The organism is Mycolicibacter terrae (assembly GCF_010727125.1).
GTDB classification, from domain to species: domain Bacteria; phylum Actinomycetota; class Actinomycetes; order Mycobacteriales; family Mycobacteriaceae; genus Mycobacterium; species Mycobacterium terrae.
Map to the genome: position 1 here is coordinate 895,693 of NZ_AP022564.1, position 21,737 is coordinate 917,429.

Genomic DNA, 21,737 nt, shown 5'->3' on the forward strand with positions numbered 1-21,737 from the left:
TGCAGCAGCCGCGTCACGTCAGCGACACGGTGAGGTCACGCTTCGCGCACAGCTGGTTTGTGACGAGGGGGACAGGTGGGCGGGCACGTCGTTTCGGGTCCCGGCCGTCTGGTGCTGCTCCCGGCTACCCGCCTGCAAGCGATGCCCGCACGCACACCGTGATGTAGGGCAGTGCCAGCCCGGTCGCCCCGGCGAGCGCCGGATGGGTGGCCAGCAGCCGGCGGACCTGGTCCAGGGTCTTGGTGCGCACCGCATCCGGTGAGGTGATGCAGTAGCTGCGCGAGGCGACCAGGTCGATCAGCGCCTGCGGGGTCAGGTAGTTGGTCCACTCGACCTGATGACTCTCGATGTCGCCGAACGGTTCGGGCAGGCTGACCCCGGCATCCACCGCGTCGCGGGCGTCCTCGCGGCCGATGATCGTGCCCAGCTCCTTGACCCAGCCCAGCCGTTCGTCGCGGGTGTTCCACACCAGGCCCAACCGGCCGCCGGGCCGCAGCACCCGCACGAGTTCTCCGATGGCCCGCGCCGGATCGAACCAGTGCCAGGCCTGGGCCACCAGCACGGCGTCGACGCTGTTGTCCGGCAACGGTATCTGCTCGGCCGTCCCGAGCAGTGCCGGGGTATCCGGCAGCGCCGCGGCCAGCACCTCGAGCATTTCGGCGATCGGATCCACCGCCACCACGTCCAGGCCGCGCTCCACCAGCCGGGCGGTCAGCTTGCCGGTCCCGGCGCCCAGGTCGAGGACGTCACGGGCGCCCGGCGGCAGCAGCCAGTCGATGGCGTCCGGGGGATAGGACGGGCGGCCGCGTTCGTAGGCGGCGGCCTGCGAGCCGAAAGACAGCGATCGGTCGTGCCGCGCCTGGGGGCTCACCGCCGGCGGTCCCCGGCCGGGTCCACCAGGTCCAGGGTCTGGCGGATCAGCTCGCCGACGCGGTCGGTCTCCAGCAGGAAGCCGTCGTGCCCGTATTCGGAGTCGAGCACCTGCAGGCCGGCGCACCCGGGCAGCAGGTCGGCCAGCTCGGCCTGCAGCCGCAGCGGATACAGCCGGTCGGTGGTGATCCCGGCGACCACCGCCGGCACCCGGCAGCCGCGCAATGCCGCCGCGACGCCACCTCTGCCGCGGCCCACGTCGAAGGAGGACAGCGAATCGGTCAGAGTCACATAACTGCCGGCGTCGAACCGCGACACCAGCTTGCCGCCCTGGTAACCCAGGTAGCTGTCCACCGCGTAGCGGCCGCCGGCGTCGGGGTCCTCACCGTCCTGGGCGGCGTTGGCGAACCGCCGGTCCAGCTCGGCTTCGCCGCGGTAGGTCAGGTGCGCGATGCGCCGGGCGATCGCCAGCCCGGTATCGGGACTGCGGCCGGTGCCGTGGTAGTCGCCGCCGCACCAGTTCGGGTCGGCCTTGATCGCGGCGATCTGGGTGCTCTGCGTGCCGATCTGGTCGGCGGTCGCCCGGGCGCCGACGGCCAGCAGCAGGCCCGCGCCCACTTTGTCCGGGTGGCCGACCATCCACTCCAGACCGCGGGCGCCGCCCATCGAACCGCCCAGCACCGCCGCCACCTCGGTGATGCCGAGTGCGGCCAGCGTGGCGATGTCGGCCTCCACCTGGTCGCGAATCGAGATGGCGGGAAACCGTGAGCCCCAGGGCTTTCCATCGCGGGCCAGCGAACTCGGGCCGGTCGATCCGCGGCAGCCGCCCAACACGTTGGTGGCCACCGCGCACCAGCGGTCGGTGTCGATCGGGGCGCCCGGACCGACGATCCCGTCCCACCAGCCCGCGGTGGGATGCCCGGGCCCGGCGGGCCCGGTGACGTGGGAGTCCCCGGTCAGCGCATGCAGCACCATGACGACGTTGTCGCGCTGCGGCGACAGCTCACCCCACCGCTGCACCGCGATATGGGCGTCGTCGAGCACCGCTCCGCACTCAAGGCGCAGCGACCCGATGCCGACCATGCCGGTCTCTCCCTCGGCGGGCAGCACCTGCGGCGAGAATTCGGAAATCGTCACTGTTGACCTCTTTGAAAACCGCCTCAACGGGCCGCCAGCGCCGACGATTCGCCGAGCTGAGCCGAGGCCGCGGCGAACCCGAGCTCCAGGTCGGCCAGGATGTCCTCGATGCCCTCGATGCCGACCGACAGCCGCACCAGGCCCGGGGTGACACCGGTGGTCAACAGTTCATCTCCGGAGAGCTGGCTGTGCGTGGTGGACGCCGGGTGGATCACCAGTGAGCGCACGTCGCCGATGTTGGCGACGTGGCTGTGCAGCTTCAGCGCGTTGACGAAGGCCTTTCCGGCCTCGACACCGCCGGCCACCTCGAAGGACAGCACGCCGCCGACGCCCTTGGGGGCCAGCCGCTGCGCCAGGTCGTACCACGGGGAGTCGGGCAGTCCGGCGTAGTTGACGTTCAGCACGTCGTCGCGGGCGGCCAGGAACTCCGCGACCCGCTGCGCGTTGGCGACGTGGCGTTCCACCCGCAGGCTCAGCGTCTCCAGCCCCTGGGCGATCAGGAAAGCGTTGAACGGGGAGGCCACCGATCCGTAGTCGCGCATCAGCTGGGTGCGGATCTTGATCGCGTACGCCGGCGGGCCCAGGTCGGCGTAGACCAGGCCGTTGTAGCTGGGATCGGGGGTGGTGAAGCCGGGGTGACGGCCCTGGGTCCAGTCGAAGTTGCCGCTGTCGACGATCACGCCGGCGATCGCGGTGCCGTGCCCGCCCAGGTACTTGGTGGCCGAGTGCACGACGATGTCGGCGCCCTGGCTGATCGGCTGGATCAGGTACGGGGTGGCGATGGTGTTGTCGACGATCAGCGGCACCCCGTGCTCGTGGGCCACCTTCGAGACCGCCGGGGTGTCGAGGATGTCGATCTTCGGGTTGGAGATGGTCTCGGCGTAGAACGCTTTGGTGTTCGGCCGCACCGCCGCCGCCCAACTGTCGGGGTCATCGGGGTTGTCGACGAAGCTGACCTCGATGCCCAGCTTGGGCAGCGAGTAGCGGAACAGGTTGTAGGTGCCGCCGTACAGCCGCGGGCTGGCCACGAGGTGGTCGCCGGCGCCCGCGAGATTGAGGATCGCGAATGTGCTGGCGGACTGTCCCGAGGACAACAGGGTCGCCCCCACCCCGCCTTCGAGTGCGGCGATGCGCTCCTCGATGACCGCGCTGGTCGGGTTGGTCAGCCGGGTGTAGATGTTGCCCGGCTCGGCCAGCGCGAAACGGGCGGCGGCCTCGTCGGTGTCGCTGAACAGGTACGACGTGGTCTGGTAGATCGGCAGGGCGCGCGACCCGGTCTCCGGGTCACCGGCGTGGCCGACGTGGATCTGCTTGGTCTCGAACGACCAGTTGTTACCGGTGGTCATTGTGTGAATGCTTTCCTCGTGAGTTGTTATCGCTGATGCAGGAGGGGGGTCAGCGACAACAGCAACGGGCGAGCGGGCGCAAGGAGGCACGCATCAGGTTCCCCTGTTCTACTCGGGGGGCCCGTTGTGGCGGACCCGCGCTTGCCGCGTAGCCGACGGTGGCTACTCAACCCGGTCAATCACCCGGGGCACCCCACCGCGGTTGGAGGGTTGCCGGCCAGCAAGCCGGGGCTTAGCGCTGGCACTCATGACCGCTTCGCAGCCTATCGCATCTCCCGGAGGTGTCGCCACCTGCTCACCGGCGGTGGGCGCCATTGCGCGGTGCGGGATACTGAGGCCGCCGTGTACAACGCGGAGCACAACCACACACGAACCCTGACGCCGGGAGAACAGCCATGTGCGCCGACCAGCCGACCATCATCTACACGCTGACCGACGAGGCGCCGCTATTGGCGACGTATTCGTTCCTGCCGATCGTGCAGGCTTTCACCGGGCCCGCGGATATCGACGTCAAGCCCAGCGACATCTCGCTGGGGGCGCGCATCCTGGCCGAGTTCCCCGACTTCCTGACCGAGGAGCAGCGGGTGCCGAACAACCTGGCCGAACTCGGCCGGCTCACCCAGCTGCCCGACACCACGATCATCAAACTGCCCAATATCAGCGCCTCGGTGCCGCAACTGGTCGCCGCCATCAAGGAACTGCAGGGCAAGGGCTTCAACCTGCCGGACTATCCCGAGGACCCGAAGACCGACGACGAGCGCGACATTCACGACCGCTACGCCAAGTGCCTGGGCAGCGCGGTGAATCCTGTTCTGCGGGAGGGTAACTCGGACCGGCGTGCGCCCAAGGCGGTCAAGGAATACGCGCGCAAGCACCCGCACAGCATGGGCGAGTGGTCGCAGGCGTCGCGCACGCATGTGGCCACCATGCGCCACGGTGACTTCTACCACGGCGAGAAGTCGATGACGCTGGACCGCGACCGCGACGTGAAGATGGAACTGAAGACCGAGAGCGGCAAGACGATCGTGCTCAAGGAGAAGGTGTCGCTGCTCGACGGCATGGTCATCGACTCGATGTTCATGAGTGTGCGTGCGCTGCGTGAGTTCTACGAAGAGCAGATGGAGGACGCCCACAAGACCGGCGTGATGTTCTCGCTGCACGTCAAGGCCACCATGATGAAGGTCAGCCACCCCATCGTGTTCGGCCACGCCATCAAGGTCTTCTACAAGGACGCGTTCGCCAAGCACCAGAAGCTCTTCGACGACCTGGGTGTCAACGTCAACAACGGGCTGTCCGACCTGTACAACAAGATCGAGGCGCTGCCGGCCTCGCAGCGCGAGGAGGTCATCGAGGACCTGCACGCCTGCCACGAGCACCGTCCCAAGCTGGCGATGGTCGACTCGGCCAACGGCATCTCGAACTTCCACTCGCCCTCGGATGTGATCGTGGACGCCTCGATGCCCGCGATGATCAGGGCCGGCGGCAAGATGTACGGCGCCGATGGCCGGCCGCGCGACACCAAGGCCGTCAACCCGGAGTCGACGTTCGCCCGGATCTACCAGGAGATGATCAACTTCTGCAAGACTCACGGCCAGTTCGACCCGGCCACCATGGGCACCGTCCCCAACGTCGGGTTGATGGCCCAGCAGGCCGAGGAGTACGGCAGCCACGACAAGACGTTCGAGGTGCCCGAGAGCGGTGTCGCCGACATCGTGGATCTGGCCACCGGTGAGGTGTTGCTGACCCAGAACGTGGAGGCCGGCGATATCTGGCGGTTGTGCACCGTCACCGACGCCGCCATCCGGGACTGGGTGAAGCTGGCCGTGCAGCGGGCGCGGGCCTCGGGCATGACGGCGGTGTTCTGGCTGGACACCGAGCGTCCGCATGAGGCCGAACTGCGCAAGAAGGTCAAGGCCTACCTGTTGGACCACGACACCGAGGGCCTGGAAATCCAGATCATGCCGCAGGTGTGGGCCATGCGCTACACCCTGGAGCGGCTGATCCGCGGCCAGGACACCATCGCGGTGACCGGCAACATCCTGCGCGACTACCTGACCGACCTGTTCCCGATCCTGGAGCTGGGCACCAGCGCCAAGATGCTGTCGATCGTGCCGCTGATGGCCGGCGGCGGAATGTACGAGACGGGCGCGGGAGGTTCGGCGCCCAAGCACGTCAAGCAGCTGGTGGAGGAGAACCACCTGCGCTGGGACTCGCTGGGCGAATTCCTCGCGCTGGCCGCCAGTTTCGACGACCTGGGGGCCAAGACGGGCAACCCGAACGCCAAGATCCTGGGCTCGACCCTCGACGCGGCGATCGGCAAGCTGCTCGACGCCAACAAGAGCCCGTCACGCAAGACCGGTGAGCTGGACAACCGCGGCAGCCAGTTCTTCCTCGCCAAGTACTGGGCGGAGGAACTCGCCGCGCAGACCGAGGTCCCCGAGCTGGCCAAGCAGTTCGTCGCGGTGGCTGAGGCGCTGGAGAAGAACCAGGACGCCATTCTTACCGAACTGACCGTGGTGCAGGGCGAGCCGGTGGACATCGGCGGCTACTACGCGCCGGATCACGACATGACGGCGGCGGTGATGCGGCCCAGCTCGACGCTGAACGCTGTGATCGACGCCAAGGGCTGACACGCAGACCACCGGGTTTTTTCACCGGTGCGGCGGCGCCATGTAACAATGCGCTGGTAAGGCGATGACGATGAGGAAGCCGGTGCGAATCCGGCGCGGTCCCGCCACTGTCATCGGGGAGTGAACCTCACTGCCACGGCCCGTGCGTTTACGAGCTGGAAGGCGAGGGGAGCAGCGATCCGAGAGCCAGGATACTCACGTCGTCGCATCCTGCGATTCGGGGCGGAGTACCCCGAGAGAGCTGGCGAACGTGACCGCGCCGATCTGGATCGCGTCTCCTCCTGAAGTTCATTCGACCTTGCTGTCGGCCGGGCCCGGCCCCGGCCCGCTGTTGGCGTCGGCGGCGGCGTGGAGCTCGCTGAGCACCGAGTACGCCGAGGTCGCCGACGAACTGGCGGCGCTGCTGGGCGCGGTGCAGGCCGGCGCGTGGCAGGGACCCAGCGCCGAGGCGTACGTGGCGGCCAACACGCCGTATCTGGCCTGGCTGGTCCAGGCCGGTGCCATCAGTGCCACGATGGCCGCGCAGCAGCAGACCGCAGCCGCGGCGTACAGCACCGCGTTGGCGGCGATGCCGACGCTGGCCGAGTTGGCGGCCAACCACGCCACCCACGTGGTGCTGGTGGGCACCAACTTCTTCGGCGTCAACACCATCCCGATCGCGCTGAACGAGGCCGACTACGGCCGGATGTGGATCCAGGCCGCCACCGTGATGACCACTTATCAAGCCGTCGCCGGGTCGGCGGTGGCCTCGAGTCCGCAAACGGCCGCGGCGCCGCAGATCGCCAAGGCGGAATCGGCCGATGCCAGCCAACCGCAGCTGCCGCCGGATCGGCAGAACGACATCATGGAGTGGCTGCAGAACAGCGGCTACACCGACTTCTACAACAACGTGCTGCAGCCGATGATCAACGAGCTGGCGGCCAATCCCTACTTTCAGTCGATCTTCGCCGGCTTCGACCCCTGGCTGCCCGTGCTGGGCAACCCGCTGAGTTTCTTCAGCCCGTACAACATCGCGTTCGCGCTGGGCTACCCGATGGACTTCGGATCGTTCGCCGCCTACCTGTCGCAGACGTTCGCGTTCATCGCGGCAGACCTCACCGCGGCGTTCGCCACCGGTAACCCGGGCACCATCGCCTCCACGCTGTTGTTCACCGCCGTGGAGGCGATCGGCACCATCATCACCGACGTGATCGCCCTGCTCAAGACGCTGTTGGAGCAGGCCATCGTGCTGATCCCGGTGATGCTGCCGATGCTGACCGCCGCCCTGGCGCCGCTGGCCGCGGCGCCGCTGGCCGGGCTGGCGGGGCTGTCCGGTCTGGCCGCCCTGCACGCCGTCCCGGTTCCGCTGGCCCCGGTGCCGCCGCCGTTCGCCGGCCTGACCGTGGCGCCCACCCCACCGGTCCCGGCTCCCGCCCCCGCGCCCGCTCCGGCACCTGCACCGGCTCCCGCCCCGGCGCCGGCTGCTCCCGGGGCACCCCCGCCGCCGCCCGCCCCGCCGCTGTCGCCGGGGGACGCACTGTCCGCCATGTACCTGGTCGCCGGCCTGGGTCAGCAGGCCCGCCGGGCGGCGGGCACCAGCGCGCGCCGCCGCAAGGCGCCCGAACCCGACGCCGCCGAGGTTCCCGCGCCGGCGGACACAACCGGAGAGCAGGCCAAGGCCCGTCGGCGCCGGCGCGCGAAGACCGACATGATCGGCCGCGGCTACGAATACATGGACCTGGAGGATCCGGTCATGCCCAGCGGACTCACCGCGTTGGCCGGGGACGCGTTCGGCGGCGGAACCACCGCGCCGATGACGCCGGGCTCCTGGACCCGGGCGCGGCGCGAGCAGATGCCTTGACGCGTGCGATAATGCGCCGGTAAGGCAACGACGGTGCAGGAAGCCGGTGTAAATCCGGCACGGTCCCGCCACTGTGATCGGGGAGCGACCCTCAACAGCCACGGCTCTTTGCGGAGTTGGAAGGCGAGGCGAGCGATGATCCGAGAGTCAGGACACTCACGTCGTCGCATCCTGCTACCCGGGGCGGTGTACCCCGAGAGAGCTGGTCGACGTGACCGCGCCTATCTGGATGGCGTCTCCGCCAGAAGTACATTCAACGTTATTGTCGGCAGGTCCCGGTGCCGGCCCGCTGCTGGCCTCGGCCGCGGCGTGGGTCGCGCTGGCCGCCGAGTACAACGCCACCGCCGATGAGCTGACCGCCCTGCTGGGCGCGGTGCAGTCCGGGGCGTGGCAGGGCCCGTCCGCGGAGGCGTTCGTAGGCGCCAACGCGCCGTACCTGGCGTGGTTGGTGCGCGCCGGCGCTGCTGCGACCGCGACGGCCGCCCAGCAGCAGACCGCGGCCGCCGGCTACACCAGCGCGCTGGCGGCGATGCCGACGATGGCCGAACTGGTGGCCAACCATGTCACTCACGCGGTACTGGTGGGCACGAATTTCTTTGGTGTCAACACGATTCCGATCGCGCTCAATGAGGCCGACTATGCCCGGATGTGGGCGCAGGCCGCCACCGTGATGACCGGCTACCAGGCGACCGCGGCCACCGCGGTCGCGTCGGCCCCACAGCCGGAGCGGGCGCCCACCGTGCTCAAGACTCCCGGCACCGCCGATGCGACACCGCCCCAGCCGCCGCAGTGGTTCATCGACTTCGCGAAATGGCTCGAAGGACTCGTCCCGCATCCGCCCTACCCCGACAGCAGTCAGTACCCGCTGTATGCGCAGCTGACCGAGTTCTTCAAGCAGATCGGCTTCACTGGCATCTCCGACCCGCTGGCCGAGTGGTTCGCCGGGCTCAACGGGTCGGGGGCACTGCCGCCACCCGGGGTGCCCGGATCGTGGCTGGCCTGGACCGGCAACCCGCTGAGCTACCTCAACCCCGGCAACCTCGCCTATATCTTCTCGGTGCCGCTGGACCCGGGGTCGTATTTCGCGTTCACCAGCATCGTGATCGTCGACGACCTGCTGGCGATCATGTACACCGCCTTGTTCAATCCCCAGGGCCTCGGCCTGGTCATACCGATGGCGATGGTCGAGATCGTCGGGGCGACGATCGGCAACACCATTCAGGCGCTCAACTACCTGATCACCCAGACCGCGCTGATACCGGCGCTGCTGCCGACGCTGGCCGCCACGACCGTCCTGGCCCCGGCGGGAGTGCTCGGCGGCCTGGGGATCGGGGCGGTGGCCCACCACCTGGCTGCCGCGGTCCCACCGCCCCCGGCCCCGCCGCCCTCACCCGCGCTGGCGATGGCCCAGCCGCCGGCGCCCGCACCGGCTCCGGCGTCCGCTCCGGCTCCGGCTCCGGCGCCCGCACCCGCCCCGGCCCCGGCTGCGGCCGCCGCCCCGCCGCCCGACGCCTCGCCGCCGACCCCGGCGGGCCCGCCATCGGTGACCATGCCGGCCTACATGTACATGGTCGGCGGCCTGGACATGGGCGCGCGCCGGGCCTCGGGGACCAGCGCCCGCAAGAAGTTGGCGCCGAAACCGGACAGTGCCGACGTTCCGGCGGCCGAGGCCGCGGAGCAGGCGGCACCGCTGCGGCGGCGCCGGCGCAAGGCGAAGGCCGGTATGTTGGGGCGCGGCCATGAGTACATGGATCTTGAGCCCGAGCCGGCTATGGCGAGTGCTTCACAGCGGGGCGCCGGCGGCTTCGCCGGAGGGACGCACCGGGTGACTGCCGCACGCCCGGCCGGGCTGACCGCGCTGGCCGACGACGCGTTCGGCGGTGGCACGGTCAGCCCGATGGTTCCCAACACCTGGCCGGGCGAGGGGAGCTAACCGCCGCAGCGGATCCGATTCCCGCTGCGGTCCAACGGGTCCGGTCCCAGGCCCAGATACTTGTCCCGCAGCTTGTCCCACAGCTCCAGCTGGCCCCACTCGGGCTCCTCGCGGATCTGCTGATCGTTGGTGAGGAACGGGTTCGGCAGCATCAACGTCATCATCTGCTCGTCGCGACCGTTGTAGAGCCGCACCCCCCACGACATCGGGTTGCCGTCCTTGCCGATCCGCCGATACAGCTCCGCGCGGGTGCACCGGCGAATGCGGCCCAGCTCCGAGCCGCTGGCCCGGTGCTTGCCGATGCACAGGTGAAAGTGCCAGCGGCCGAAATCGACAGTGGCATAACCGTCAAGCATCGCGATCTTGCGCGGTGCGTTGGGAGCGGCCACCTCCCAAGCGGCGCCCTGCATGATGATGCCGAACCAGATCTCGTCCCAGTACTCGTCGAAGCACAGGTGCAGCAGATCCAGCAGACTCTGCTGATCGGTGGGCAGCGGCCACAGTTGTTCGCGGCCACGGTCTTCGGTGTCGACGATCGGCGGATCGGCGACAACTTCGGTAGCGGTTTCGGTCATGTGGATCCCTTCCTGTGTCGGTCCTGGCGAACCTGGGGTTTGTGGGTGAGCGCGCAGTCGATGCACAGCCCGCTGCCGGGCGTGCGATAGAACAGGCAGCAGGTGGCACGCCGGTAGTCGGTGCCGGCGTCGTTGAAACGGATTGTCTCGGTGAGGCGTTCGTCGGTACACACAGTCCGCGCCAGCTCCCAGCACTGCTCGGTCGCCAGCTGTGCGCCGCGATGGCGGTGCAGGGCGCGGGCCGCGCCCAGTACGGCGGAGGCGGCATTGCCGTACAGCAGCTTCTCCGAGATCGGACCAAGCCCTCGCACCGCGGCGGCCAACGGCGTCAGGTGCCTGCTGAGGATCTCGTCGGCCAGCAGCGCATCGAGACCCGATCCCTGCCACGCCACCGGATCAGCCAGATGCAGCCGCACTGTGCCCTCGGATTCGGCGTACCAGAGCTCGTCGGCGTCCAGATCCAGCAGCAGCCCGTGCTCGGCGAGCGCGCCCAGCCCGATCGACCACAGTCGCGCCGCGAAGCCGAGGAAGAACGTCGAGACCGCAACCCGAAGATCTGTTGCCCCGATACGGTCCCCGACATTGCCGATCGCCGCGGCGAGAAGCGTCTGATCGGTGTAGAGCTGGGTGACCGGACGCCAGCCGCCGCCTTCAACCGCTCCGGTGGACACCGCGAAATACGGGCTGACAGCGGACAGCCCGGCGAGTGCGGAAACCACCTTGTCGCGAGGCGCGCAACGGTGCGGGCCCACCGGCAGGGTACGCAGCTGCTGCGGCAGGTCACGCAACGCGGAGCGGGTGGCCGACGCTGCCGAGCGCAGCGTTATCGCATCGGGATCGGTTGCGGTGAGAACCATTTCAGCGGGCCCGTCGGGGACTGCAGTGTCCCAGCCCTCGCGGGACAGCACTCGAATCAGCGCGGCGCGCAACGGCTCCGGAGCGTCAATCCGGGCGGCCCGGCGCGGACCACCCCCGGTGCCGAATGCGAACATGCCGCTGGCCGGGTCGAAGCGCAGGGTGTCGGTGTCGAACATCGCCCCGATGCGTCCCGACAGCATCAGTTCCTCGCCGACGGTATCCACTAGAGTGCCCGCCGGGTCCAGCAGCCATACCCGGTCGGCCACCCGCAGCGCCAATTCCAGGTCGTGGGTACTCAGCACCACGGCCAGCTGCTGGTCGCGGGCCAGCTCGCGCAGCAGCCCGAACAGCCCGGCCCGCGAGGACACGTCCAGGAACGCGGTCGGCTCGTCGAGCACCAGCAGGCCGGGCTGTTGAGCCAGTGCACGCGCGGTCAGGACACGCTGGCATTCCCCGTCGGACAGTTCGACTGCCGGTCGCGAGGCCAGATGTCGGGCTCCGGTGGCGCTCAGCGCCCAGTCGATGATCTCGTCGTCCTCGGGGCGCAGCCGGGCCCCCAACCCGAGGTGGGGGATGCGACCCAGCCCCACCAGCGCCCGCGCTGACAACAGGCCCGGATCGACCCGCTCGGTCAACACCACCGCGACCCGGCGGGCCAGCTCGTCGCGCGGCAACCCGGTCAGGTCGGCGCCGTCGAGCAGCACCCGGCCGCCGAGTGCCGGCTGCAGCCCGGCCAGCGTCCGGATCAGGGTCGACTTGCCGGCGCCATTGGGGCCGATCAGCACGGTCAGCTCACCGCGACGGGCCTGCGCTTCCAGTCCGGTCGCCACGGTGGTGGATCGGCGCCGGTTGCGGTAGCCGATTGCCAGGTCGGTCAGTCGCACCGCCGGTGTCATGATCTCGGACGTCATGACGGCATCCCCGAACCGCGGCGGGCCCGCAGCAGCACCGTGATCACGACTGGCGCCCCGACCAGCGCGGTGACGGCATTGACCGGGATGACCAGGTTGCTGCCGGGCACCTGGCTGACGATGCCGCACGCCAGCGCGGCGACCGTACCCAGCAACACCACCGTCGGCAGCACCACGCGGTGGTCGGAGGTGCTGACGGCGATGCGGGCCACGTGCGGCACCACCAGCCCGAGGAAGGCGATCGGCCCGCAGAACGCGGTTGTCACACCCGCCAGCAGCGACGCCGAGGCGACCGTGACGACACGGGCCCGGCGCACGTTGATTCCCATTGTGGCCGCGTAACTTTCGCCGAGCAGCAGGGCGTTGAGCGGCCGGATCGTCATCGCCGCGGTGGCCAGTCCGACGGCCACCAGCGGCAGCAGCAACCGCAGGTCGGCCCAGCCGGTGCCGGCGAAGCTGCCTAGACCCCACAGCAGGTACTGCTGCACCCGCTGCGGATCGGAATACACCAGCGCCAGACTCACCAGCGCAGTGCTGGCCGCGCCGATCATCACCCCGATCAGCAGCAGCGTCGCCGCCGAGCGGGTCCAGCGCGACAGCACCAGCACCAACGTCAGCATCGCCGCGGCGCCCAGCGCTGCCGCGGTGACCTCCCCGGCGCGGCTGGCGCCGGCGGTGGAAAAACCGGCGCCGGCTGCACCGCCGGCCAGTACCACCAGGGCCACACCCAGGCTGGCCCCGGAGCTGACCCCGAGGATGTAGGGGTCGGCCAGGGTGTTGCGGAACAGGGTCTGCAGCTGCAGGCCGGCGACCCCGAGCGCAGCGCCGGCAGCCAGCGCGGTGAGCACCCGCGGCAACCGCATGCTCGTCACGATCACCTCCCAGCGCGGGTCCGACGGCTCGGCGCCGAGCAGCACCCGGACGGTGTCGGCCAGCGGCACCCGCACCGGGCCGAGCGCCAGACCGAGCAGGGCCAGCACCACGACGGCGGCGGCCAGCCCGGCCAGCACCAGCGTCGTACGCGTCTTCATCGCGGCACCTGCCGGTAGAACTCGAAGGTGTGGTTCGGGGCGAGCTGCGGGTGCAGGATCGCGACCAGGTCGGCCAGCAGCAGATCCGGTCGGGCGGTGCCGCGTTCCCAGTAGGTGTTGCCCCCCGCCGGGGTGGTCGCCTTGGTGGCCGACCACACCTGCCCGGTGCGCACCGCGGCCAGTTCGCCGTACCGGCTGTCCCGCGCCACCGCGTCGTCGACGGTTTTCCAGTCGTCGGTGACCAGCCACAGCGGTGCGTGTCCGACGCGGGTGTAGACCGATTCGAAATTCAGCTGCCGGTTCTCGGCGCCCCCGTCGGCCAGCCAGGGGTAGGTCCCGCCGGCATCGGCGACCAGACGGCCGGCGTAGCTGGCGCCGGTGGGCATGGACCAGTTTCCGGAGTACATGGTGCCGACCAGCACTTCGGCCGGCTCGCCCTCCGAGGCCTGAGCCGCCTGTGCGGCCAGTCCCCGGTAGCGGTCGCGGATGGACTCGTACACCTGCGCGGCCTGCCGTTCAGTACCGGTCAGCGCAGCGAACGCCTTGATCCACTCGGCCCGGCCCAGCGGGGTGGGCTCCAGCCATTCGGCATCGGCGACCACCGGGATCCCGGCCTCGCGCAGCTTGGGATAGCCGGGATCGTCCATGCCCTGGGTGACCAGAACGTCAGGTCCGGCGGCCAGCACGGTTTCGATGTTGACCTGCCCGCCCGGTGCGTAGCCGACGGCCTCGCCGGCGTCGATGCGCTTGCGGATCTGCGGGTCGGCGACCGCGGCCGGGTTCGCCACCCCGGTGACCACTCCGGCCCGGTCGAGCTCGGTGATCATCGCCAGATGCGTCGTGGAACCCGAGTACAGGCCGTGCACTGGGACGGTGATCTGTTGGGCGCGGGCCAGTTCGCCGGTCAGCGCCGGGGCCGGTGCGCCGCAGCGCACCAGGACATACGAAACCGGTTTGCCGCCGAGGTAGGGCCGGTGCACGGTCAGCACCTGGTAGCTGCGGTGGTACTCGAGACGGAAGTTGGTGGCCTCGGACAGCGTCGATTTGTCCGGAAAATAGTCGGTGTGCGGGTCGAAGTCGGTGATGCAGTCCTGTCGGGCCGCACCCCGGGGCGCGTACTCGCCCGAGCAGCCGGCCAGCGCTGGCGCCAACGTCAGGGCCAGCGCCATTACCAGCGCAGGGACTACCCGCAGTGCACGGGACATAAGCGTGCATCAGCTTCCTCGGGGTACACCGCCCCGGTTCGCAGGACGCGATGACGTGAGTCTCCTGGCTCTCGGATCACTGTTCGCCTCGCCTTCCAGCCCCACAATCGGCGGGCCGTGGCTGTTGAGGGTCACTCCCCGATGACAGTGGCGGGACCGCACCGGATTCACACCGGCTTCCTCACTGTGTTGTCATCGCCTTACCGGCGACATTGTTGCACGCCGCACTGCGCTAGGCTGGCCGCCGTCTCGTGGCGTCAGGAACCCGGTGGAATTCCGGGGCGGTTCCGCCACTGTGAGCGGCGCGGTTCGTCGTGCGCCGACAGCCAGATACTGGCCGCGGGGCACCCGACCGGATGGGGCGCGAACCCCGAGGAGGAACCCCCGATGTCTGATGCCCGGCGCATCGCCCTGCTCTCCACTTCCGACACCGACCTGCTGTCGGCACGTGCCAGCGGGGCCGCCTACCGGCTGGGCAACCCGGCGCGCCAGCAGATCGAACCGCTGATCGATGGCGGCGTTGATGTCGTGGTGCTGCGAATCCTGGGCTCCTCGGCGGAGATCGCCGACGAACTGAAGCTGCTGCGGGCGACCGGTCTGCCGCTGGTGGTGCTCGGCGGGGAGCGCTTGCCCAACGCCGAGCTGATGGAGTGCTCGACGGTTCCGATCGGGCTGGCGGCCCAAGCGCACGCGTATCTAGCCGAGGGCGGGCCGGCCAACCTCGCCCAGCTGCACGCCTTCCTGTGCGACACGGTGCTTCTGACCGGCGAGGGTTTCGAGGAGCCGGCGGTGGTCCCGGAATGGGGGTATGGGTCTCGGGAGCAGGTTGACGCACCTGATGCGGTGCGGGTCGGCGTGCTCTACTACCGGGCCCACGAGGTCAGCGGCAACGCGGGATTCGCGCACGCGCTGGCCGACGCGGTCGACGCCACCGGTCGGGCGGTCGGCGTGCCGATCTTCGCCGCGTCGCTGCGCAACGCCCCCGACGAGTTGTTCGAGGCGCTGGGCAAGCTGGACGCGGTGGTGGTCTGCATGCTGGCGGCCGGCGGGGCGATCAACGCCACCGCGACCGTCAGTGCCGGCGACGACGACGGTGCGTGGGACATCGAAAAGATTGCTGCGCTGGACATTCCGGTGTTCCAGGGGTTGTGTTTGGCTTCGTCGCGCGCGGACTGGGCGGCCAACGACGACGGCGTCACCCCGCTGGATTCGGCCACCCAGATCGCGATCCCGGAATTCGACGGCCGGATCATCACCGTGCCGTTCTCGTTCAAGGAGATCGACGACGACGGGCTGCCGCACTATGCCGCCGACGCCGAACGATGCGCCAGGGTGGCCGGTGTGGTGGTCAATCACGCTGTGTTGCGCCGCATTCCGAACAGTCAGAAGAAGCTGGCGCTGGTGCTGTCGGCGTATCCCACCAAGCATTCCCGGGTCGGCAACGCGGTCGGTCTGGACACTCCGGCGTCGGCGGTGCGGCTGCTGCACCGGCTGGCCGACGAAGGCTATGACGTCGGAGACGGTTTCGGGGTGCTCGACATCGCTGACGAGACGCAGGCGGGGGATCGGCTGATCCACACCCTGATTGAGGCCGGCGGCCAGGATGAGGACTGGCTGTCCGCCGCGCAGCTGACCGAGGCGCAGGTGCGGGTCAGCGCACACCAGTACGCGCGGTGGACCGCAGAGCTGCCCGACGAGCTACGCGACTCGATGACAGCGGCCTGGGGCCCCGCGCCGGGCGAGCTCTTCGTCAACGATGCCGGCGAGATCGTGCTGGCCGCCCTGCGATCCGGCAACATCGTGCTGATGATCCAGCCGCCGCGCGGCTTCGGGGAGAACCCGGTGGCGATCTACCACGACCCGGAGCTGCCGCCGAGTCACCACTACCTGGCCGCGTACCGTTGGCTGGCACACGGCTTCGGCGCGCACGCGGTGATCCACCTGGGCAAGCACGGCTCGATGGAATGGCTGCCCGGCAAGACCGCGGCGCTCTCGGCGGGGTGCGCGACCGACGCCATGATCGCCGACCTGCCGCTGATCTACCCGTTCCTGGTGAACGACCCCGGTGAAGGCGCGCAGGCCAAACGCCGTGCGCACGCCACCATCGTCGATCATCTGATCCCGCCGATGGCGCGCGCAGAGTCCTACGGTGACATCGCCCGCCTGGAGCAGTTGCTCGATGAGTACGGCAACATCGCCACCATGGATCCGGGCAAGCTGCCGGCGATCCGCGGCGAGATCTGGAATCTGATGCGCGCCGCGGAGATGCACCGCGATCTGGGCCTGGACGAGCGGCCCGAAGACGAGGAGTTCGACGACTTTCTGCTGCACGTCGACGGCTGGCTCTGCGAGATCAAGGACGCCCAGATCCGCGACGGCCTGCACGTGCTCGGCGGCGCCCCGACCGGTCCCGAACGGGTGAACCTGGTGCTGGCGATCCTGCGCGCCCCGCAGGTCTGGGGCGGGGTGGACCACGCGGTGCCCGGGCTGCGGGCCGCGCTCGGCCTGAAAGACGATGCGCCGACGGCGGCGGTGGACGAGATCGAGGAGCGCGCCAGGGAACTGGTCGAGGCCATGGAGACCGCCGGCTGGCAGGCCGGGGCGGCCGATTCACTGCACCCCGATCCCGAGGTACGCCGGGTGCTGAGGTTCGCTGCCGCCGAGGTGGTTCCGCGGCTGGCGGGTACGGCGGCCGAGCTGGACTCGGTGCTACATGCGCTGGCCGGCGGATTCGTGCGCCCAGGGCCTTCCGGGTCGCCGCTGCGCGGCCTGGTCAACGTGCTGCCCACCGGGCGCAATTTCTACACCGTCGACCCGCGGGCGGTGCCGTCCCGGCTGGCCTGGCAGACCGGGCAGGCGATGGCGGACTCGCTGGTGCGGCGCTACCTCGACGAGACCGGCCGCTATCCGGAGTCGGTGGGGCTGTCGGTGTGGGGGACCTCGGCGATGCGCACGTCCGGCGACGACGTCGCGGAGGTGCTGGCGCTGCTCGGGGTGCGGCCCGACTGGGACGAGGCCTCCCGGCGGGTGTCCGGGCTGGAGGTGATCTCGCTGGAGGAGTTGGAGCGTCCGCGCATCGATGTGACGGTGCGCATCTCGGGTTTCTTCCGGGACGCCTTCCCGCACGTGGTAACGATGCTCGACGACGCCGTGCAGATGGTGGCGACCCTCGACGAGCCGGACGATCAGAACTTCGTGGCGGCCCACGCCCGCGCCGACCTGGCCTCCCACGGCGACCTGCGCCGGGCCACCACCCGCGTCTTCGGCTCCGCGCCCGGCTCCTACGGCGCCGGCATCTTGCAGGTGATCGAGTCCGGGACCTGGCGTGATGACAAGGATCTGGCCGAGGTCTACACCACCTGGGGTGGGTTCGCCTACGGCCGCGGGCTGGACGGTGCGGCGGCCGCCGACGACATGCGCACCAACTACCGCCGAATCAAGGTGGCCGCCAAGAACATCGACACCCGCGAACACGACATCGCCGACTCCGACGACTACTTCGTCTACCACGGCGGCATGATCGCAACGGTGCGGGCGCTATCCGGCTCCGATCCGAAAGCCTATGTGGGCGACTCGACGTCGACGGATGCTGTGCGCACCCGCACCCTGGCCGAGGAGACCGCCCGGGTGTTCCGCGCCCGGGTGGTCAACCCGCGGTGGATCTCCGCGATGCGCCGGCACGGCTACAAGGGCGCGTTCGAGCTGGCCGCCACCGTCGATTACCTGTTCGGCTTCGACGCCACCGCCGGCGTGGTCCACGATTGGATGTATGAGAAGCTCGCCGCCGAGTATGTGCTCGACCCGGTGACCCGCGAGTTCCTCGACAAGTCCAATCCGTGGGCGCTGCAGGGCATCGTGGAACGGCTGAAGGAGGCCGCCGACCGGGGGCTGTGGGCGGACCCCGATCCGGGAACCATGGCAGCATTGCAACAGGCCTACCTGGAGGTCGAAGGCGACCTGGAGGACCGGTGAGAGTCTGGATTCTCGGCATCGGGATGGGCCCGCAGCACGTCACGCCCGAGGTGGCCGACGCGCTACGCTCGGTCGACTACGTGCTGGCCCCGAATAAGGGGACGAAAGGTTCTGAGGACGGGTTACTGGCGTTGCGGCGGACTGTCGTCGACGCCTACGCCGAGTCGGTGCCGATCGTCACGGTGGCCGACCCGCCTCGCGACCGTTCACCGGAGCTGTCCGGACCCGATTATGCGCGGGCGGTGGGCGACTGGCACGCGGCCCGCGCGGCGCGCTACGCCGAGGAGCTTCGGGAGCGCGGCGGCACCGCGGCATTCCTGGTCTGGGGTGACCCGGCGTTGTACGACTCCACAATCCGCATCGTCGAGCGAGTGAAAGCCTCGGGCGTGGAACTGGATTACCAGGTGCTGTGCGGCATCAGCGCCCCGCAGCTGCTGGCCGCCCGGCATCGGATCGTGCTGCACGAGGTGGGCCGGCCGGTGCACATCACCACCGGGCGGCGGTTGGGCGAGGCGATCGCCGCGGGGCAGGACAACATCGTCGCAATGCTCAACCCGGATGGGCTGGACCTATCCGCGGTGGCGGATTGGACGATCTGGTGGGGCGCCAACCTCGGTGCGGCGGGGGAGCGCTTGGTGCGTGGCCGGGTCGGCGACGTCGTCGGCGAGATTGCGGCCGCCCGCCGCGCGGCGAAAGCCGAAGCGGGCTGGGTGATGGACGTATTCCTGGTACGCAGGCCCTGATGACGGGGCTGCTGATCGCCGGAACCACCAGCGACGCCGGCAAGACCGTGGTCACCACCGGGCTGTGCCGGGCGCTGGCACGCCGCGGGATAAAAGTGGCTCCCTACAAGGCGCAGAACATGTCGAACAACTCGATGGTGGTTGTCGGTGCGGATGGCGTCGGTACCGAAATCGGCCGGGCGCAATGGATTCAGGCGCTGGCCGCGCGAGCCGTCCCCGAGCCGGCGATGAACCCGGTACTACTCAAACCCGGCAGTGACCAGCGCAGTCATGTGATGCTGATGGGCCGGCCCTGGGGTGAGCTGTCGTCGTCGAATTGGATGGACGGCCGGGCCGAGTTGGCCCGGGCCGCGCATGACGCCTTCGACGACCTCGCGGCACGCTACGACGTGGTCATCGCCGAGGGGGCCGGCAGCCCGACCGAAATCAACCTGCGTGCCGGCGATTACGTCAACATGGGTTTGGCCCGGCATGCTGGCCTGCCGACGCTCGTCGTCGGGGACGTGGATCGCGGTGGGGTGTTCGCGGCGTTCTTCGGCACGGTCGCGTTGTTGTGCCCGCAAGACCAGGCCCTGATGGCCGGGTTCATCGTCAACAAATTCCGCGGCCAGCAACAGTTATTGGCGCCCGGTCTGGCCGACCTGGAGCGGCTCACCGGCCGGCCGGTGGTCGGCACCGTGCCGTGGCATCCGGGGCTGTGGCTGGACTCCGAGGACGCGCTCGATCTGGATGGCAGGCGCTCAGTGCGCACCGGCGCACGACGGGTGGCGGTGATCCGGCTGCCGCGGATCAGCAACTTCACCGATCTGGATGCGCTCGGTGTGGAACCCGATCTGGACGTGGTGTTCGCCTCCGACCCGCGTGGGGTGTCCGACGCCGACCTGGTGGTGCTGCCGGGAACCCGCGCCACCGTGTCCGATCTGGCCTGGCTGCGGTCGCGGGGGCTGGATTCCGCGATCGCTGAGCACGCCGCCGCGGGCAAACCGGTGCTGGGGATCTGCGGGGGCTTTCAGATGCTGGGCCGGGCGATCCGCGACCCCGACGGCGTGGAGGGACCGCCGGGCGAGGTGGCCGGGTTGGGCCTACTGGACGTCGAAACCTGTTTCGGCACAGACAAAGTGCTGCGCCTCTCCGCGGGCGGCTACGAGATACATCACGGTCGGATCACCCGCGGTGGCGGCGTGAAGGAATTTCCCGGCGGCGCCCGCGCCGGTCAGGTCTTCGGCACCATGCGGCACGGCAGTCTCGAGGGCGATGCCCCCCGCGCGGCTTTCCTGGCCGAAACCCTGGGCCTGGAACCATCGGGAGTATCGTTTCCCGCCGCTCGGGAGCACCGGCTCGACTTGCTGGCCGATCTGATCGAGGAGCACCTGGACGTCGACGCCGTCCTGGACTTGGCGCGCGGCGGACCGCCGCCGGGTCTGCCGTTCCTGCCGCCGGGGGCACCGTGATCCGCCTGCTGCTGCTCGGTGGAACCGCGGAAGCCCGCGCGCTGGCCGAGCGACTGGTGACCGCCGGCGTGGACGTCACCACGTCACTGGCCGGCCGGGTGGCCAACCCGCGGCTGCCGGTCGGGGCGGTGCGGATCGGTGGATTCGGCGGAGTCGACGGTCTGCGTGCCGCATTGTCCGACTATGACGCCGTCGTGGATGCCACTCATCCGTTCGCGACCACCATGTCACGCCACGCGGTGGCCGCCTGCTCGGTTGCCGGCCGCCCGCTGCTGCGGCTGGAGCGGCCCGGCTGGGCGGAGCGGGCCAGGCCGTCCTGGCAGTGGACCGACACCCACGAACAGGCCGCTCTTGCCGCGGCCGAGCTGGGCCGGCGCCCGGTGCTGACCATCGGGCGCCAACAGTTGGCGTCCTACCTTCCAGCGCTGGCCGAGGCGGCGGTGCTGGCGCGCGTGGTCGACCCGCTGTCGATCGCCGTGCCGCCCACCTGGACGGTGGTCACCGACCGCGGCCCGTATGCGTTGCCCGGCGAACTCGCACTGCTGCGCGATCACCGCGCCGACGTGGTGGTGACCAAGGATTCCGGCGGCGAGTACACCTGGCCGAAGATGCTGGCCGTCGACGAGCTCGGCCTGCCGGTAGTCGTGGTGCGCCGTCCGGACCGGCCGGCCGGGGTGCCGACGGTGTATGACGTCGAACAGGCGCTGGCCTGGGTGTTAGCCGGCGACTGACCAGAGTTGCAAGGCGGCGCCCGCGGTCAGCAGCGCGGCGACCTTGACCATTTCCAGCCCGGCGTAGGCGTAGTGGGCTTGGGAGCGTTCGACCATCCCGCCGTGCGGCGCGGTGGCGGCGGCCAGCACCGCATCGGAGCGTCGGCGCAGCCGGGGCCGGACGAACAGCGACTGAGTGGCCAGCACGGCCACCGCCACGCCGACCGCAGCCACCGCAAGGCGGCCCGGGGGATCGATGGCGACCGCGATGACCACGACCGCCGCCAGCACGATCTCGACCGCGTTGAGCGCCCGGAACACCAGTCGGCCGATGCCCAGCCCCAGCTGAAGGGTTATCCCCGGCGCCCGGAATTTCAGCGGGGCCTCGAGAAATGAGATCGCCAGCACCATGCCCAGCCAGGCGAAAACGACTGCTGCTGCTATCGCACCCATGTCGCCGGCGCCTCCCGATTTATCTGTGTCTGTCGGTTGCAGAAAACATATCTGTGCATCTCGGTAACAGAC

The 21,737-nt window shown here is 69.8% G+C and carries 15 protein-coding genes and 5 riboswitches; of the genes, 7 read left to right on the plus strand and 8 right to left on the minus strand.

The window, feature by feature from the left end; all coding sequences use genetic code 11:
- Positions 1 to 124: 124 nt before the first annotated feature.
- From G6N23_RS04340 to G6N23_RS04350, 3 genes are read right to left on the minus strand one after another with little or no spacing between them, the layout of a single operon-like run.
- Positions 125 to 871: a class I SAM-dependent methyltransferase gene (locus G6N23_RS04340; protein ID WP_085260991.1), complete on the minus strand. Its 747-nt coding sequence runs from the start codon at positions 869 to 871 to the stop codon at positions 125 to 127.
- Complete coding sequence (metX, locus tag G6N23_RS04345) at positions 868 to 2,007, minus strand: homoserine O-acetyltransferase MetX (protein ID WP_085260992.1); 1,140 nt, start codon at positions 2,005 to 2,007, stop codon at positions 868 to 870. The genes G6N23_RS04340 and metX overlap by 4 nt, the downstream gene beginning before the upstream one ends.
- A 23-nt stretch (positions 2,008 to 2,030) precedes the next feature.
- Positions 2,031 to 3,353: a bifunctional o-acetylhomoserine/o-acetylserine sulfhydrylase gene (locus G6N23_RS04350; protein WP_085260993.1), complete on the minus strand. Its 1,323-nt coding sequence runs from the start codon at positions 3,351 to 3,353 to the stop codon at positions 2,031 to 2,033.
- A 132-nt stretch (positions 3,354 to 3,485) separates the two neighbouring features.
- Positions 3,486 to 3,606: riboswitch (SAM riboswitch) on the minus strand.
- A 142-nt stretch (positions 3,607 to 3,748) separates the two neighbouring features.
- On the opposite strand from G6N23_RS04350, the gene G6N23_RS04355 reads away from it, so the two are divergent.
- From G6N23_RS04355 to G6N23_RS04365, 3 genes are all read left to right on the plus strand, one after another.
- Positions 3,749 to 5,983, plus strand: coding sequence for an NADP-dependent isocitrate dehydrogenase (locus G6N23_RS04355; protein WP_085260994.1), 2,235 nt, complete (start codon positions 3,749 to 3,751; stop codon positions 5,981 to 5,983).
- Between the two features lie 18 nt (positions 5,984 to 6,001).
- A riboswitch (cobalamin riboswitch) is annotated at positions 6,002 to 6,200 on the plus strand.
- 33 nt (positions 6,201 to 6,233) lie between these two features.
- Positions 6,234 to 7,823, plus strand: coding sequence for a PPE domain-containing protein (locus tag G6N23_RS04360; RefSeq protein ID WP_095173986.1), 1,590 nt, complete (start codon positions 6,234 to 6,236; stop codon positions 7,821 to 7,823).
- Positions 7,818 to 8,001: riboswitch (cobalamin riboswitch) on the plus strand. (Overlaps the previous gene by 6 nt.)
- A gap of 33 nt (positions 8,002 to 8,034) precedes the next feature.
- Entirely contained in the window at positions 8,035 to 9,756 is a 1,722-nt protein-coding gene (locus G6N23_RS04365; protein ID WP_095173985.1) for a PPE family protein, read from the plus strand.
- On the opposite strand, the gene G6N23_RS04370 is transcribed toward G6N23_RS04365, so the two are convergent.
- The 4 genes from G6N23_RS04370 to G6N23_RS04385 are packed head-to-tail and all read right to left on the minus strand — an operon-like array spanning position 9,753 to position 14,336.
- The gene (locus tag G6N23_RS04370) at positions 9,753 to 10,331 is read right to left on the minus strand and encodes a DUF7676 family protein (protein WP_085259840.1); all 579 of its coding nucleotides are present in this window, start codon (positions 10,329 to 10,331) and stop codon (positions 9,753 to 9,755) included. The two genes, G6N23_RS04365 and G6N23_RS04370, sit on opposite strands and share 4 nt — an antisense overlap.
- The gene (locus tag G6N23_RS04375; RefSeq protein WP_234808514.1) at positions 10,328 to 12,100 is read right to left on the minus strand and encodes an ATP-binding cassette domain-containing protein; all 1,773 of its coding nucleotides are present in this window, start codon (positions 12,098 to 12,100) and stop codon (positions 10,328 to 10,330) included. Before G6N23_RS04375 ends, G6N23_RS04370 begins: the two co-directional genes overlap by 4 nt.
- Positions 12,097 to 13,131 carry a FecCD family ABC transporter permease gene (locus tag G6N23_RS04380; protein WP_085259841.1) on the minus strand — a complete coding sequence of 345 codons (1,035 nt, stop codon included), beginning with the start codon at positions 13,129 to 13,131 and terminating at the stop codon, positions 12,097 to 12,099. Before G6N23_RS04380 ends, G6N23_RS04375 begins: the two co-directional genes overlap by 4 nt.
- On the minus strand, positions 13,128 to 14,336 hold the full coding sequence (locus G6N23_RS04385; RefSeq protein WP_085259842.1) for an ABC transporter substrate-binding protein: 1,209 nt from the start codon (positions 14,334 to 14,336) through the stop codon (positions 13,128 to 13,130). Before G6N23_RS04385 ends, G6N23_RS04380 begins: the two co-directional genes overlap by 4 nt.
- A 37-nt stretch (positions 14,337 to 14,373) precedes the next feature.
- Positions 14,374 to 14,552: riboswitch (cobalamin riboswitch) on the minus strand.
- 23 nt (positions 14,553 to 14,575) lie between these two features.
- Positions 14,576 to 14,675, plus strand: a riboswitch (cobalamin riboswitch).
- A gap of 48 nt (positions 14,676 to 14,723) precedes the next feature.
- On the opposite strand from G6N23_RS04385, the gene cobN reads away from it, so the two are divergent.
- From cobN to G6N23_RS04405, 4 genes are read left to right on the plus strand one after another with little or no spacing between them, the layout of a single operon-like run.
- The gene (gene cobN, locus G6N23_RS04390; RefSeq protein WP_085259912.1) at positions 14,724 to 18,308 is read left to right on the plus strand and encodes a cobaltochelatase subunit CobN; all 3,585 of its coding nucleotides are present in this window, start codon (positions 14,724 to 14,726) and stop codon (positions 18,306 to 18,308) included.
- A gap of 23 nt (positions 18,309 to 18,331) precedes the next feature.
- Positions 18,332 to 19,051, plus strand: a complete 720-nt coding sequence (gene cobF / locus G6N23_RS04395; protein ID WP_234808522.1) for a precorrin-6A synthase (deacetylating) — start codon at positions 18,332 to 18,334, stop codon at positions 19,049 to 19,051.
- Complete coding sequence (locus G6N23_RS04400; RefSeq protein WP_085259844.1) at positions 19,051 to 20,502, plus strand: cobyric acid synthase; 1,452 nt, start codon at positions 19,051 to 19,053, stop codon at positions 20,500 to 20,502. The genes cobF and G6N23_RS04400 overlap by 1 nt, the downstream gene beginning before the upstream one ends.
- Positions 20,499 to 21,233, plus strand: a complete 735-nt coding sequence (locus tag G6N23_RS04405) for a cobalt-precorrin-6A reductase (RefSeq protein ID WP_095173983.1) — start codon at positions 20,499 to 20,501, stop codon at positions 21,231 to 21,233. The genes G6N23_RS04400 and G6N23_RS04405 overlap by 4 nt, the downstream gene beginning before the upstream one ends.
- Here G6N23_RS04405 and G6N23_RS04410 read toward each other — a convergent pair.
- Positions 21,219 to 21,665 carry a hypothetical protein gene (locus G6N23_RS04410; protein WP_085259845.1) on the minus strand — a complete coding sequence of 149 codons (447 nt, stop codon included), beginning with the start codon at positions 21,663 to 21,665 and terminating at the stop codon, positions 21,219 to 21,221. The genes G6N23_RS04405 and G6N23_RS04410 overlap by 15 nt on opposite strands.
- Positions 21,666 to 21,737: the final 72 nt, after the last annotated feature.